The organism is Delftia sp. ZNC0008 (assembly GCF_000799035.1).
Taxonomy (GTDB): Bacteria; Pseudomonadota; Gammaproteobacteria; order Burkholderiales; family Burkholderiaceae_C; genus Comamonas; species Comamonas tsuruhatensis.
Genome location: NZ_JTKZ01000712.1, coordinates 1 through 14,949, shown reverse-complemented (window position 1 = coordinate 14,949; position 14,949 = coordinate 1). Strand labels below are relative to the sequence as shown.

At 68.5% G+C, this 14,949-nt stretch carries 13 protein-coding genes; 10 read left to right on the top strand and 3 right to left on the bottom strand.

What is annotated here, in order from left to right; all coding sequences use genetic code 11:
• From L995_RS23150 to L995_RS23115, 8 genes are all read left to right on the top strand, one after another.
• Positions 1–634: electron transfer flavoprotein subunit alpha/FixB family protein (locus L995_RS23150; RefSeq protein ID WP_231574514.1), on the top strand; the 634-nt coding region annotated here is incomplete at its 5' end.
• 124 nt (positions 635–758) lie between these two features.
• Positions 759–1,745 carry a tripartite tricarboxylate transporter substrate binding protein gene (locus tag L995_RS23145; RefSeq protein ID WP_016450812.1) on the top strand — a complete coding sequence of 329 codons (987 nt, stop codon included), beginning with the start codon at positions 759–761 and terminating at the stop codon, positions 1,743–1,745.
• 86 nt (positions 1,746–1,831) lie between these two features.
• Complete coding sequence (locus L995_RS23140; protein ID WP_047473851.1) at positions 1,832–3,376, top strand: class I adenylate-forming enzyme family protein; 1,545 nt, start codon at positions 1,832–1,834, stop codon at positions 3,374–3,376.
• A 47-nt stretch (positions 3,377–3,423) separates the two neighbouring features.
• Positions 3,424–4,194 (top strand): class II aldolase/adducin family protein, encoded by a 771-nt coding sequence (locus tag L995_RS23135; protein ID WP_012203336.1) that lies wholly within the window; start codon positions 3,424–3,426, stop codon positions 4,192–4,194.
• Between the two features lie 8 nt (positions 4,195–4,202).
• Entirely contained in the window at positions 4,203–5,132 is a 930-nt protein-coding gene (locus L995_RS23130) for a 2-hydroxyacid dehydrogenase (protein ID WP_047473850.1), read from the top strand.
• Between the two features lie 155 nt (positions 5,133–5,287).
• Complete coding sequence (locus L995_RS23125) at positions 5,288–6,283, top strand: tripartite tricarboxylate transporter substrate binding protein (RefSeq protein WP_012203338.1); 996 nt, start codon at positions 5,288–5,290, stop codon at positions 6,281–6,283.
• Positions 6,284–6,444: 161 nt separating this feature from the next.
• A complete protein-coding gene (locus L995_RS23120) occupies positions 6,445–6,729 on the top strand; it encodes a CopG family ribbon-helix-helix protein (protein ID WP_013804138.1) in 285 nt (94 codons plus the stop codon).
• Positions 6,726–7,010: a type II toxin-antitoxin system RelE/ParE family toxin gene (locus L995_RS23115; protein WP_047473849.1), complete on the top strand. Its 285-nt coding sequence runs from the start codon at positions 6,726–6,728 to the stop codon at positions 7,008–7,010. Before L995_RS23120 ends, L995_RS23115 begins: the two co-directional genes overlap by 4 nt.
• An 85-nt stretch (positions 7,011–7,095) precedes the next feature.
• Here L995_RS23115 and L995_RS23110 read toward each other — a convergent pair whose 3' ends face one another.
• On the bottom strand, positions 7,096–8,142 hold the full coding sequence (locus tag L995_RS23110) for a GlxA family transcriptional regulator (protein ID WP_043791028.1): 1,047 nt from the start codon (positions 8,140–8,142) through the stop codon (positions 7,096–7,098).
• Between the two features lie 96 nt (positions 8,143–8,238).
• On the opposite strand from L995_RS23110, the gene L995_RS23105 reads away from it, so the two are divergent.
• Positions 8,239–9,615 (top strand): amidohydrolase, encoded by a 1,377-nt coding sequence (locus L995_RS23105; protein ID WP_047473848.1) that lies wholly within the window; start codon positions 8,239–8,241, stop codon positions 9,613–9,615.
• 88 nt (positions 9,616–9,703) lie between these two features.
• Here the strand turns inward: L995_RS23105 and L995_RS23100 are convergent, their stop codons facing one another.
• A complete protein-coding gene (locus L995_RS23100; protein ID WP_016448066.1) occupies positions 9,704–10,273 on the bottom strand; it encodes a VUT family protein in 570 nt (189 codons plus the stop codon).
• Positions 10,270–12,054, bottom strand: coding sequence for an NAD(P)/FAD-dependent oxidoreductase (locus L995_RS23095; protein WP_047473847.1), 1,785 nt, complete (start codon positions 12,052–12,054; stop codon positions 10,270–10,272). The genes L995_RS23100 and L995_RS23095 overlap by 4 nt, the downstream gene beginning before the upstream one ends.
• A 325-nt stretch (positions 12,055–12,379) precedes the next feature.
• Here L995_RS23095 and ggt point away from each other — a divergent pair, with 325 nt between their 5' ends.
• Positions 12,380–14,371, top strand: coding sequence for a gamma-glutamyltransferase (ggt, locus tag L995_RS23090; RefSeq protein ID WP_016448064.1), 1,992 nt, complete (start codon positions 12,380–12,382; stop codon positions 14,369–14,371).
• Positions 14,372–14,949 lie beyond the last annotated feature (578 nt).

The following is a 14,949-nucleotide window of genomic DNA, read 5'->3' as shown; positions in this document are numbered from 1 at the left end:
GCGCGTGGCCGCCAAGCTGGACGTGGCCCAGATCAGCGACATCACCAAGGTGGACAGCGCCGACACGTTCGAGCGCCCCATCTACGCAGGCAACGCCATTGCCACGGTGCAAAGCAGCGACAAGATCAAGGTCATCACCGTGCGCGGCACGGGCTTTGACGCAGCGGCCACCACGGGCGGCAGCGCCCAAGTGGAGCAGCTGGCGGCCGCTGGCGACAGCGGCAAGAGCAGCTTCGTGGGCCGTGAAGTGACCAAGAGCGACCGCCCCGAGCTGACGGCCGCCAAGATCATCGTCTCCGGCGGCCGCGCGCTGGGCAGCAGCGAGAAGTTCCAGGAAGTCATCACGCCCCTGGCTGACAAGCTGGGCGCCGCCATCGGCGCCAGCCGCGCAGCGGTGGACGCAGGCTATGCGCCCAATGACCTGCAGGTCGGCCAGACCGGCAAGATCGTGGCGCCCCAGCTGTACATTGCGGCCGGTATTTCCGGCGCCATCCAGCACTTGGCCGGCATGAAGGACTCCAAGGTGATCGTGGCGATCAACAAGGATCCCGAGGCACCGATCTTCTCGGTGGCCGACTACGGCCTGGAAGCCGACCTGTTCCAGGCCGTGCCCGAGCTGGTGCAGTCGCTGTAAGAATGCAAGGCGCCGCACCGGGAGGCGGTGCCAACGGGCCCGGTGAAGTATCCGGGCCCTGGCCAGAGCGGCACACAAGGCATGTGCCCCGGCCCCACCTGGTTCAGAGATGCAGGAGACAGACATGCAGATTTCCATTGGCCGCCGCAGCCTTGCGCTTGCGGCTGTTGTCTTTGTGGCCACCACGGGCGCCAGCGCACCGGCATGGGCCCAGGCCAGCGACTTTCCCACGCGCCCGATCACGCTGATCGTGCCCTTCCCCGCAGGCGGCTCCACCGACCGCCACATGCGCACCCTGGCCGACATCGCGGGCAAGCAGCTGGGCCAGGCCATCATCGTGGAGAACAAGCCCGGCGCGGGCGGCACGCTGGGCCCGGGCAACATGTCCCGCACGGCCAAGCCCGATGGCTACACCATCACCCAGTTCCCCATGTCCATGCTGCGCATGGCGCACATGCAGAAGACGGCCTGGAATCCGGTCACGGACTTCACCTACATCATCGGCGTCTCGGGCTACACCTTCGGCTTCACGGTGCGCTCGGACTCGCCCTACAAGAGCTTCAACGAATACATCGCCGCCGCGCGCAAGAGCCCCGGCAAGATCGAGTACGGCTCCACCGGCATAGGCTCCTCGCCCCACCTGCTGATGGAGGAGCTGGCCGAGAACGCCAAGGTCACGCTCAACCACGTGCCCTTCAAGGGCAACGCCGACTTGCAGCAGGCCCTGCTGGGCGGCCACGTGGCCGCGCAAAGCGATGCCTCGGGCTGGGACACCTATGTGGATGGCGGCCAGATGCGCCTGCTCATGACCTTCGGCGAAAAGCGCACCCAGCGCTGGCCCGACGTGCCCACGGCCAAGGAACTGGGCTATGGCGTGGTCTCCACCTCGCCCTACGGACTGGCCGGCCCCAAGGGCATGGACCCGGCCGTGGTGCGCAAGCTGCACGACGCCTTCAAGAAGGCCATGGATGACCCGCGCCACATCGAGGTGCTCAAGCAGCTGAACCAGGACGCCTGGTACCGCTCCGGCGCCGACTATGCGCAATGGGTGCGCGAGGCCTATGCCAAGGACAAGGTCCTGATCGACCGCCTGGGCCTGGCCGCCAAGTAGGCCTGTCCTCCAATGCGCCCGCAGGGCCAGGGGGCTGGCGGGCGCAGTCCGCTTGAGATTCGTGAATTCGTGAAACGGAGTCCCTCATGACTGTCTCCCTGCCTTCGCCCGATGCGCCCTTCACCACGCTGGCCGAACTGATCCGCAGCCACGCGCGCCAGCAGCCGGTCCATGCCGCGCTGCGCGACGACCAGCAGACGCTGAGCTACGCGCAGCTCGACGCCCTCATGGACCGCGTGGCCGCCGCGCTGCAGCGCGACGGCGTGCAGCCTGGCCAGGCGATTGCCATCTGCGCGTTGAACTCGGTGCGCTATGCCGCGCTGTTCCTGGGCGCCCTGCGCGCGGGCGTGGTGGTTGCGCCGCTGGCGCCGTCCTCCACGGCCGACAGCCTGGCCTCCATGCTGCGCGATGCCCAGGCGCGCCACCTGTTCCTCGACAAGGCGGCCCAGGACCTGGTGCCTGCCGACAGCGCCCTGCAATGCATCTCGCTGGACGGCGCCGCGCCCGGCCGTGCCTTTGACGACTGGCTGGCGCCCGAAGGCGCGCAGCCCGCGCCCGTGAGCGTGGAGCCGGCCGCGCCGTTCAACATCATCTATTCCTCGGGCACCACGGGCACCCCCAAGGGCATCGTGCAGTCGCACGGCATGCGCTGGGCCCACATCAACCGGGGCAGCGTCTACGGCTATGGCCCCGATGGCACGACGCTGCTGGCCACGCCGCTGTACTCCAACACCACGCTGGTGGTGTTCTTCCCCACGCTGGGCAGCGGCGGCTGCGTGGTACTGATGCCCAAATTCGACGCGGCCCGCTACCTGCAGCTGGCCCAGCAGCACCGCGTCACCCACACCATGCTGGTGCCCGTGCAGTACCAGCGCATCATGGCGCTGCCGCAGTTCGGCGAGCATGACCTGTCCAGCTTCCGCGCCAAGTTCTGCACCAGCGCGCCGTTCCGGGCCGAGCTCAAGGCCGACGTGGTGGCGCGCTGGCCCGGCAGCCTGACCGAGTTCTACGGCATGACCGAAGGCGGCGGCACCTGCATCCTCGAAGCCCATCTGCACCCGGACAAGCTGCATACCGTGGGCAGGCCCGCCGAGGGCCATGACATCCGCCTCATCGACGAGGACGGCCGCGAGGTCGCCCCGGGCGAGGATGGCGAGGTCGTGGGCCACTCTGCCAGCATGATGACCGGCTACCACGGCCAGCCCGCCAAGACGCGCGAAGCCGAATGGTTCGACCCCACGGGCAAGCGCTTCATCCGCACGGGCGACGTGGGCCGCTTCGATGCCGATGGATTCCTCACCCTGTTCGACCGCCGCAAGGACATGATCATCAGCGGCGGCTTCAACATCTACCCCAGCGACCTGGAAACCCAGCTGCGCGCCCACCCGGCCGTGGACGACGTGGCCGTGGTCGGCGTGCCTTCCGAGCAATGGGGCGAGACGCCCGTGGCCTACGTGGTGTCGCGCGCGGGGCAGCCGGCCCTGCCCGAGGACATCATGGGCTGGTACAACCAGCGGGCCGGCAAGACCCAGCGCCTGGCGGACCTGCGCTTCATTGCCGAGCTGCCGCGCAGCGCCATCGGCAAGGTGCTCAAGCGCGAGCTGCGCGACCAGTACGCGACGGGGCGCTGAACCGGCGGATGCTTTCTCCAAACGATGTCCACCAAGAGGTACACCCCATGAGCAACGACACCACGATGTCCGAGGTCCGCCGCCAGGTGACGGCCGAGGAATGGCAGACCCGCATCGAGCTGGCCGCCGCCTACCGGCTGGTCGCCCACTTCGGCTGGGACGACCTGATCTTCACCCACATCTCGGCGCGCGTGCCGGGCCAGCCCGACCAGTTCCTGATCAACCCCTACGGCATGCTGTTCGACGAGATCACCGCGTCCAGCCTGGTCAAGGTGGACCACGAGGGCCGGCCGCTGATGGAGACCGAGTACGACGTCAACCCGGCCGGCTTCGTCATCCACAGCGCTATCCACGACGGCCGCCCCGAGGTGCAGTGCGTGCTGCACACGCACACGCGCTACGGCGTGGCCGTCTCGGCGCAGAAGGAGGGGCTGCTGCCCATCTCGCAGCAGTCCATCTTCCCGCTGGCGCGCCTGGCCTACCACGACTACGAAGGCGTGGCCCTGCGCGACGACGAGAAGCCGCGCCTGGTCGATGACCTGGGCGCCAGCAACTTCCTCATCCTGCGCAACCATGGCCTGCTGACCTGCGGCCGCAACGTGGCCGAGGCCGTGCTGGCCATGTACACGCTGGAGTCGGCCTGCCGCATCCAGATCCTGGCGCAGTCGGGCGGCGGCGAGCTCACGCGCATTCCGCAGGACATCATTGCCGACGCGGTCAACCAGTCGCGCCAGGTCACCAAGGGCAAGGGCGCAGGCCTGGCCTGGCCCGGCCTGCTGCGCCGCCTGGACCGCATAGACCCTTCTTACAAGGACTGAAGGAAACCATGGGAATTCTGGTCAACATCCATCCGAGCATGGGCGCGCCCATCGTCGACTCGCTGCGCGCGCTGGCGCCCGGTGTGCAGGTCTGGGGCCACCGCGAGGAGGCGCCGGCCGATGCGGTCGAGGCCATGCTCGCCTGGAGCCTCAAGCCGGGCGTGCTGCCGGCCTATCCGGGCCTGAAGCTGCTATGCGCGCCCAGCGCGGGCGTGGACAAGCTGCTGGCCGTGCCCGACCTGCCGGCTGGCCTGCCCGTGGCGCGCACCGTCGATCCGCAGCAGCATGTGGAGATCGCCCAGTACGTGGTCGGTACCGCGCTGCGCCACACGCGCGAGCTGGACCTGTTCGCGCGCCAGCAGCAGGCCGGCGACTGGCTGCGCCGCCCCGTGCGCGCCAGCGCAGACTGCCGCGTGGGCATCCTGGGCCTGGGCGAGGTCGGCCGCTTCGTGGCCGGCGCCATGCAGGCCATCGGCTACCCCGTCGCAGGCTGGAGCCGCAGCGCCAAGAGCATTGCAGGCCTGGCCACGCACAGCGGTGCCGAAGGTCTGAAGCAACTGCTGTCCACCAGCGACATCCTGGTCTGCGCCTTGCCGCTCACGCCCGAGACGCGCGACCTGCTGGACCGCCGCACCCTGTCCCTGCTGCCGCGCGGCGCCTACTTCATCAACGTGGGGCGCGGCGAGCAGGTGGTGGAAGACGACCTGCTGGTCCTGCTCGACGAAGGCCACCTGGCCGGCGCCGCGCTGGACGTGCTGCGCGACGAGCCGCCCCAGCCCGGCAACAAGGTCTGGGGCCATCCCAAGGCCTTTGTCACGCCGCACATCGCGGCCCAGGCCTCGGCCGACACCGTGGCGCGCCAGTGCCTGGAGAACCTGCGCCGCCTGCGCGCGGGCGAGCCGCTGCTCAACCTTGTGGATGTGGCGCGGGGGTACTGAGCCTTGTTTTCCATCCGACGCTGCGCTGTTGCGTGGCGTTTTTTCATCGCCGGGCCGCCCCAAGATGAAAAGCGGCCCCCTTGGGGGGCAGCGGACCTTGCGCAGCAAGGGTAGCGTGGGGGCCATTTTTCAACTTAGAAGAATCCAGAGACACCATGCCTTCGACTTCCCGCCGCGGCTTTTTGCAATCGACCGCTGCCGCCGCTGCAGCAGCCACCACCGTGCTGGCCCCCTCGGCCTGGGCCCAGAGCCCCTGGCCCTCCAAGCCCATCCGCATCATCGTTCCGTACACGGCAGGCGGCTTCACCGACCAGATGGCGCGCCTGCTGCAGGTCGGCCTGCAAAAGGCCCTGGGCCAGCCCGTCATCGTGGAGAACAAGCCTGGCGCCAACAGCATCATCGGCGTGGACCAGATCGCCAAGGCCGCGCCGGACGGGCACACCTTCGGCGTGGTCATCGCGGCCTATGCGGCCAACACCACGCTCTATCCCAAGCTGCCCTACAACCCGAAGAAGGACCTGGTCGGCGTCTCGCTCATGGGCGTCTCGCCCCTGGTCGCTGCCGTGGCCATGAACGCGCCCTTCAAGACCACGCCCGAGCTGATCGCCTATGCCAAGGCCAATCCGGGCAAGGTGGGCTTCGGCTCCTCGGGCAGCGGCTCCAGCGCCCACCTGACCACCGAGCTGATGAAGCTGCTCACCAGGACGGACATGGTCCACGTGCCCTACAAGGGCGCCGCGCCCGCGCTGGCCGACCTCATGGGCGGCCAGATCCCGCTGTTCCTGGACCCGCCGCCCAACCTCATCCAGCCCGCCAAGGCCGGCCGCATCCGCCTCATCGGCGTGGCCAGCGACAAGCGCCTGGCCGCGCTGCCCGACGTGCCCACCTTCGTGGAGCAGGGCTACGACGGCCTGCTGGGCAGCACCTGGGCGGCCATGATCGCGCCGGCCGGCGTGCCGCGCGAGATCGTGCAGCGCATGTCCGCCGAGGTGTCGCGCATCATCCGCAGTGCCGAGGTGTCGCAGCGGCTGGAGCAGGTGATGGGGACGTTTGCGGAGGGGTCCACGCCTGAGGAGTGCGATCGGTTCATTGCTGCCGAGACGGAGAAGTGGGGGAGGGTGATTCGGGAGGCGAAGGTGACGGTGGATTAGGTTTTTCTTGTTCTCGGGTCTGTTTTTGTCCCTGTCCCGTGCCTGCTCGTCCAGCTCCATCCGTCAGGCCTGGGTGACCTTGATGCCATGCCGATACATCTGTGTGGCATTGTCCTATGTGCTACCTTGTACGTACCCTGTAACACATGAGAGCCCGCGCCATGAGCGAAGCAACTTTCACCTTCCGGGTCGATGAGGTCCTGAAAAACGACTTTGCCACCGCCGCCAAAGCCTGCGACCGCACGGGTGCGCAGCTGCTGCGCGACTTCATGCGCTCATATGTGCAACAGCAGGAACAGACTGCGGCACATGACGCATGGTTGCGCGCGCAAGTGCAGGTCGGCATCGACGCGGCCAACGCGGGCGAGGTGCTGTCTGCCGATGAAGTGGAAGCAGAAGCACGGGCATGGCGGGCCGAAATGCGCAGGAAGATTTCCGCGCCGTGAAGCTGGTATGGACACGTCCAGCAGCCGCCGACAGGCGGGAGATCCGTGCCTACATCGCTCAAGACAATCCGTCCGCTGCGCTGGCCCTTGACGAGCGGTTTTCCGAAATAGCGGGGCATTTGATCGACCATCCCCTGCTTGGCCGAGTCGGGCGCGTCGCCGGCACGCGCGAACTGGTGGTGCATCCCAGCTACATCCTGGTCTATGACGTGATCGCCGACAGCGTGCGTGTGCTGCGCGTCCTGCATGCGGCCCGCCAGTGGCCGCCGCAGCGGACATAGCCGTATCCCGGACGGGGAGATCCGGTACGCGCATGGATCGACGCGACGCAGGAGTCGATGGTCGATGCCCATCGCGAAGCGGTGTTCAAACGTCTATGCCCGTAGCGCTCCCGTCCAGGGCATCGACCCTCCACCGCCTCCTGGGCGCCCTCAACGCATGCCTTTCCCGATAGGCCGCAGGCGCCATCCCCACATACCGCAAGAACACCCGCCGAAACGCCGAGGCATCCCCATACCCGCAGGCCAGCGCCACGGACGGCACGCTCTCCAGCGTGATCTCCAGCAGCACCCGGGCCCGTGCGCAGCGCAGGCGGTGCAGGTGGTCCAGCGGGCTGTGGCCCAGCTCCTGCTGGAAGTGGCGCAGCAGGGTGCGCGGGCTGGTGGATGCCGCGTGCGCGAGGGCCTGCAGGTCATAGGGCTGCTCCACGCGTGCCTCCAGCCAGGCGATGGCATGGGCCAGCACGCTGTTGCGCGTGGCGGGAATGCGGCGGTCCTGCAGGGCGGCGCGGGTGGCGCGTTCGCGCTGGGCATCGGGCTGCAGCACGGCGGCCAGCGCTGCGGCCAGGTCGTCGCCGAAGGCATGGCGTGTGAGCGCGACGGCCATGGGTGCCAGGGCCTCGGGGTGGGAGGCGCTGAGCCAGGGCCTGTCGTCCACGAAGGGCTGGCCCTCGGCCAGTTCGATGCCCGGGAAGTCCAGGCCGAAGCCACCCATGAAATACCAGGGCAGGGCCACAAGCCGGCCCTGGCAGCGGCCGCCCGCTGCCGCAAACCAGGCGGCGCTGCCCAGCGTGCAGACGGCCAGGCCCTGGTCGAAGGCCGTGGTGATGCGGCGCACGAGGGCCGGATGCGCGGCGACGATGTCGCGGATGGAGGGAATGTCAGGGCAGTGCAGCGCGCTCACGAAGACGGCCTGCGCGGGCCCTTCTGCTGCCGCGCCTTCGTCCGCGTGCGGCATGGTGGGCAGGGGCCGGCCCTGGCCGTCGACCCAGCGCCAGCCAAAGCGCGGTGCGCGCCGGCCCAGGCGCAGGCTGGCGACCAGGTTGGCGCTGCGCAGCATCTCCACCAGGTGCGCGGCGTGGCCGATGGCGCTGTGCTCCAGGCAGGGCAGCTCGATGACAAAGGTCCGGGGCATGGCGGTTCTGGCTCCTCGAATGGCGATTTTGACGTGCCCGTCATACGTGCTTCACTTTTAGCATGGCTGCTTGTGCCACTTTCCAGGACCACGAAGATGCTCCACACCAGCGCCGAGACAAAGCCTTCCTCCTTCCCGCGCACAGGCCTGCGCTCCATCGCCCTGGCCGGGCTGCTGGCCTGCGGCCTGCCACTGGCGGCCAGCGCCCAGGGGCTCGATGCACAGGGCCTGGCGGCCCTGGATGCCGCCATCCAGCCGCTGGCGCCCAAGATGGTGGAGTGGCGCCGCGACATCCACCAGCACCCCGAACTGTCGGGGCAGGAAGAACGCACGGCCAAGGTGGTGGCCGATCACCTGCGCCGCCTGGGCATGGAGGTGCAGATCGGCGTGGGCGGCACGGGCGTGGTGGGCGTGCTGCGCGGCGGCCAGCCGGGCAAGACCGTGGCGCTGCGTGCCGACATGGATGCGCTGCCCGTGGCCGAGAAGACCGGCCTGCCCTTTGCCTCCAAGGCCAAGGCCCAGTACATGGGCAAGGAGGTTTCGGTCATGCATGCCTGCGGGCACGATGCCCACGTGGCCATGCTCATGGGCGCGGCCGAGGCGCTGGCCGGCATGCGCGCCAAGCTGCCCGGCACGGTGAAGTTCATCTTCCAGCCCGCCGAGGAAGGAGCTCCCGTGGAGGCCGATGCCCACGGCCATGTGCCCAGCTTCGGCGCCAAGGCCATGGTGGAGGCCGGTGTGCTCAAGGACGTGCAGGCCATCTACGGCCTGCACATCACGTCCAACCTGCCGTCGGGCATGGTGGGCTACCGCAGCGGGCCGCTGATGGCGGGTTCGGACAGCCTGAGCATCCAGGTCGAGGGCCGGGGCGGCCATGGCTCGTCGCCGTGGAATGCGGTCGATCCCATCGTCGCGGCCAGCCAGGTGGTGCTGGGCCTGCAGACCGTGGTCAGCCGCCAGCTCAACATCAGCCTGGAGCCCGCCGTGCTGACGATCGGCTCCATCCATGGCGGTACGCGCTACAACATCATCCCGGACAACGTGGAGATGCAGGGAACGCTGCGCACCTTCGACGAGGACATGCGCCAGGAGGCACACAAGCGCATCACCGCCACGGCCGAGCAGATCGCGGCCTCCAGCGGCGCCAAGGCCAAGGTGCGTTTCGGTCCCGTGGCCTATCCGGTGACCACCAACCCCGCCGCGCTGACCGAGGCCTCGCTGCCCGCGCTCAAGCTGGCCATGGGCGGCAAGGCCATGGTGATTCCCAAGGTCAGCGGCTCCGAGGATTTCTCGGAATTCCAGAAGGTGGTTCCGGGCTTCTTCTACTTCCTGGGCGCGCCGCCGGCAGGCCAGGATTTCGCGAAGGCGCCGTCCAACCACTCGCCGCTGTTCGATATCGACGAGAAGCAACTGCCCACGGGTGCGCGCTCACTGGCCGCGCTGGCCGTGGACTATCTGCAGCGCAACCCATAGTTATTCGACTCGCCCTGAGCGGCGGAAGCCGCTTCCCGTTGCACGGTGCCCCTGGCTTGAGATCGAGTCCGTGCGAACCGCGTCGGCTTTATTTGGCGCTGGCGATTGCCGATGGGCCTTTCCACCACCGGGCGATGGCAAGGCGGAACGGCAGCAGCAGTGCCACGCCCAGCACCAGCTTCACGCCCAGGTCGCCCAGGGCCCAGGTCACCCAGGGCTCGGCGGCGCCCGCGAAGGCGATGCTCCAGAACAGGAAGGTGTCCAGGCAGGCGGCCAGCAGCGTGGCCACCAGGGGGGCACGCCACCAGCGGCCCGCACGCAGGCGGTGGAACACGCCGATGTCCAGCCACTGCGAGGCAATGAAGGCTGCGCCCGAGGCCAGCGCGATGCGCGGCGGCGCCAGCACCAGCGAGGCGGCCACGGCCACGGCAAAGCCCACCCAGGCCACGCGCCGGGCCTGCTGCGGGCCGAAGCTGCGGTTGACCAGCTCGCTCACCAGGAAGGCGAACGGATAGGTGATGGCGCCCCAGGTCAGCCAGTCGTTGATGGCGTACTGCACCAGGATGTTGGACGACAGCACCACCACGCCCATGGCCGCAATGGCGGCCAGCAGCTGGGCGCGCGAGGGGGCGGCGAAACGGGGCGGACGCGGTGTCATGCTGCGCCACCGGAGCCGCGTGCCCCCGACGAGGGCAGGGGCAGCCCGAGGATGGCGCAGGCCACGGCCTCGCCCACCTTGACGCCATCCACGCCGGCCGACAGGATGCCGCCCGCGTAGCTGGCGCCTTCGCCGGCCGGGTACAGGCCGCGCGTGTTCAGGCTGTGGAAGTCCGCGCCGCGCTCGATCTTCACGGGCGAGGAGGTGCGCGTTTCCACGCCGGTGAGCACGGCATCGTGCATGTCGTAGCCGCGGATCTTCTTGCCGAAGGCGGGCAGCGCCTCGCGCATGGCCTCGATGGCATAGGCCGGCAGCACGTGGTGCAGGTTGGTCAGCGTGATGCCGGGCTTGTAGGAGGGCTCGACCTCGCCCAGCGCGGCCGATTCCTTGCCCGCGATGAAGTCGCCCACCAGCTGGCCCGGCGCGTTGTAGTTGCGCCCGCCCAGCAGGTAGGCCTTGGTCTCCAGCTGGCGCTGCAGCACGATGCCCGACAGCGGGTGCAGCTCGCCGTCCTTGAGGTTTTCCACGCCATGGGTCTTGCCGTCGAAGGCCCAGGCAAAGCTTTTGGCATCGCGCGGGTAGTCGGAGGGGTCGATGGCGCAGACCATGCCGGCGTTGGCATTGCGCTCGGCGCGCGAGTACTGGCTCATGCCGTTGGTGACCACGCGCTCGGGCTCGCTGGTGGCCGCCACCACGGTGCCGCCCGGGCACATGCAAAAGCTGTAGACCGCGCGCCCGTTGCTGGCGTGGTGCACCAGCTTGTAGTCGGCCGCACCCAGCAGCGGGTGGCCGGCATGCCTGCCCCAGCGCGCGCGGTCGATCACGCTTTGCGGATGCTCGATGCGAAAGCCCACCGAGAACGGCTTGGCTTCCATGTGCACGCCGCGCTCGTAGAACATGGCGAAGGTGTCGCGCGAGCTGTGGCCCAGGGCCATCACGGCATGGTCGGTCTCCAGCCACTGGCGCTCGCCGCTGTCCTGGTCCAGCACTTCCAGGGCGGTGAGACGGCGGTCCTTGCCCTCGCCTTCGATGCGCATGTCACACACGCGCTGGCCGAAGCGGATCTCGCCGCCCAGGCGGATGATCTCCTCGCGGATGCCCTCGACCACCTTCACCAGCTTGAAGGTGCCGATGTGCGGGTGCGCGGCATAGAGGATCTCGGGCGGCGCGCCGTGGGTGACGAACTCCTGCATCACCTTGCGGCCCAGGTGGCGCGGGTCCTTGATCTGGCTGTAGAGCTTGCCGTCGGAGAAGGTGCCTGCGCCGCCTTCGCCGAACTGCACATTGGACTCGGGCACCAGCTCGCGCTTGCGCCACAGGCCCCAGGTGTCCTGGGTGCGCTCGCGCACCGAGCGGCCGCGCTCGATCACGATGGGCCTGAAGCCCATCTGCGCCAGCACCAGGGCCGCAAAGATGCCGCAGGGCCCGAAGCCCACCACCACGGGCCGGCGCTGCAGGTCGGCAGGCGCCTGGCCCACGGCATGCCAGCGCATGTCGGGCGTGGGGTTCACATGGGCATGGCTGGAGAACTGCTCCAGCAGCGCGGTTTCCTGGCTCTCGTCGGCCAGCGTCAGGTCGACGATGTAGACGGCCAGCAGCTCGGACTTGCGCGCATCGAAGCTGCGCTTGTGCACATGCACGGAGGCAATGGCCTCCTCGGCAATGCCCAGCTGGCGCGCGGCCAGGGCGCGCAGCGGCTCCAGGGGCAGGTATTCGGTATGGCTGTCGGGGTTGTATTGCACCGCCGACAGGGGCAGTTTCAGTTCAGAGACGCGGATCATGGCTTGTACCTATCAAGCAGAGGGCCGGCGATGGTAAGCCAAAGTGGGCGACCGCACAGGCTGCGGGCCGCACAGCCTTGGGGTGTGCTCGGGTTCGGATTTTCCGCCAGATATTTCCGGTGCTGGTGCCGTCCCGATCCGGGCACGGACCTTGCATGCAGGGCCGGCCATCCGCGAACGGGGCCCTTCAGTCCCGCTCTGATGGGGTGGCTGCATCTGCGCGAAGTGGTGGTGGAACGGATGTAAGCTCGCGGCAAGCCTGCGGGCGGGTGCTGCCCCAGGTGAACAAGATCAACGCATTCCACGCACCACAAGGAGACATTTCATGAAGCAACCCCCTTCCAGGCAACGCCTGCCCGCATGGCAGTGGATCGGCCTTGCGGCCGCCACGCCGCTGTTCCTCGCATCGTGCGGCGGTGGTGGTGGCAATGGCGGATCGGGCCAGGACGACCTGGCGGCCTGCGCCATCACCTCGGGCGATGGCAGCGTGGTCGTGGGCTCGGGCCTGCCCGGTGATCCGGCCGCACCCGAACCCTCGTCGGGCTACCGCCTCGGCAAGAAGGCCCTGCACACCTCCAAGTACATGGTGGTCACGGCCAACCCGCTGGCGTCCAAGGCCGGTTGCGAGGTGCTCAAGTCCGGCGGCTCGGCCGTGGATGCGGCCGTGGCCGTGCAGATGGTGCTGGGCCTGGTGGAGCCGCAGTCCAGCGGCATCGGCGGTGGCGCCTTCATGCTCTACCGCGATGCGGCCACGGGCAAGGTCGTGGCCTATGACGGCCGCGAGACCGCGCCGGCTGCCGCCACGGAAAACTACCTGCGCTACGTGGACGACGCCACCGACCAGACCGCGCCCAAGCCTTCGGCGCGCTCCAGCGGCCGCTCCATCGGCACGCCGGGCGTGGTGCGCATGCTGGAACTCGCGCACAAGGACTACGGCAAGACCGCGTGGCCCCAGCTGTTCAATTCGGGCATCGACCTGGCCAGCAAGGGCTTTCCCATCAGCGGCCGCATGGCCGCCGCGCTGGAGGGCTCCAAGACGGAGCTGGCGCGCGATGCCGATGCCGCCAAGCTCTACTTCGATGCCCAGGGCAAGCCGCTGGCGCTGGGCGCCAAGTTCGTCAACCAGCCCTATGCCGACACGCTGCGCAGCATCGCCACGGGGGGTGCCGATGCCTTCTACCGTGGCGACCTGGCCCAGGCCATCGTCAGCAAGGTGGGCGTGACGCAGACCGTCTCGGACGGTGCGCCCATCACCCCCGGCAAGACCACGCTGCAGGACCTGGCCAGCTACGAGGCCAAGCGCCGCGAGGCCGTCTGCACCACCTACCGCGCGCGCTACATGGTCTGCAGCATGCCGCCGCCGTCGTCCGGCGGCATCGCCGTGGCCCAGGCCATGGGCATTCTGGAGAATTTCGACCTCAAGGCCTATGCGCCCACGGCCATCGATGGCGAGGGCGGCAAGCCCTCGGTGATGGGCGTGCACCTGGTCAGCGAAGCCCTGCGCCTGGCCTATGCCGACCGTGACAAGTACGTGGCCGACACCGACTTCGTGTCCCTGCCCGGCGGCTCGCCGGCCCTGATGCTGGACAAGAGCTACCTGCGCCAGCGCGCCGCCCTCATCTCCACGACCAAGAGCATGGGCACGGCCCAGGCAGGCAACTTTGGCACGCCTTCGCAGGGCGTGGTCGACGTCAAGGAGGCCGGCACCACGCACATGAGCATCGTCGATGCCAAGGGCAACGCACTGAGCATGACGACCACGGTGGAGTCCAGCATGGGGTCCTTTCACGTCACGCGCGGCTTCGTGCTCAACAACCAGCTGACCGACTTCGCGGCCATCCCCAGCACCGCCGACGGCCCGGTCGCCAACCGCGTGCAGCCGGGCAAGCGCCCGCGCAGCTCCATGGCGCCCACGCTGGTGTTCGACCTGAAGACCGACGGCACCGCCGGCGACTTCAAGATGGCCACGGGCTCGCCAGGCGGCAGCACCATCATCCAGTACGTGACCAAGACCCTGGTCGGCGCGCTGGACTGGGGTCTGGATGCGCAGCAGGCCACGTCGATGGTGGACTTCGGCGCGGCCAACAGCCCGACCACCAACGTGGGCGGCGAGCACCCCAACATCAACACGGCCAATGGCGGCAACGACGATCCGCTGGTCAGCGGCCTGCGTGCCCTGGGCCATGTGGTGTCCATCAGTGCGCAGTCCAGCGGCATCGGCACCATCTTGCGGGTGCAGCGCAATGGGCAGGCGCAGCTGGAAGGTGGGGCTGATCCACGCCGTGAAGGGCTTGTTTTGGGCGATACCGTTCGCTGATTTCGGTCTGATGATTGACTGAGGAAGGCGCTGCTGGCAGGGATGCTGGTGGCGCTTTTCTTTTATGGGGTCCATAGCCTGCCCCTGCCGGGTGGTTGTTTTTCGAGGCCGGGTTTCGGCCCGGCGGCCGACTCCCTTTCTTATCGCGCGATAAGAAAGGAAGCAAAGAAGCGCGCCCCGAACTGCCCACGACCCCTTCGCTTCGCTACGGGGCGACCTGCGGTGGGCGGGATGCGGGGTGTGCCGCAGAACTCACTCCTTGCGCCTGCGGCGCAATCCGTTCAAACAACTGCGGCAAGCTAGACAACGAAGCAGCCCTGTCCTTCGGCAGGGCTGCCACCCCGCATCCCGCCCAACGCAGGCGTGGGCAGAAGGGGGGAGGCTGGGGCAGCCAATAGCCAATAGCCAACAGCCAACAGCCGGCGCCATCGCTCCGCTCGGCTTCAAACCGGGGCCGAGCGAAGCGAAGGCCCGCACCACCTCCCGTATGTCAGCGCCTGCGGCGTGGTGGTTGCGGGGTTGCAGTCCTGCCGAAGGACAGGACTGCTTCGTGATCTGACTCGCTGCGGTTGTCTGAG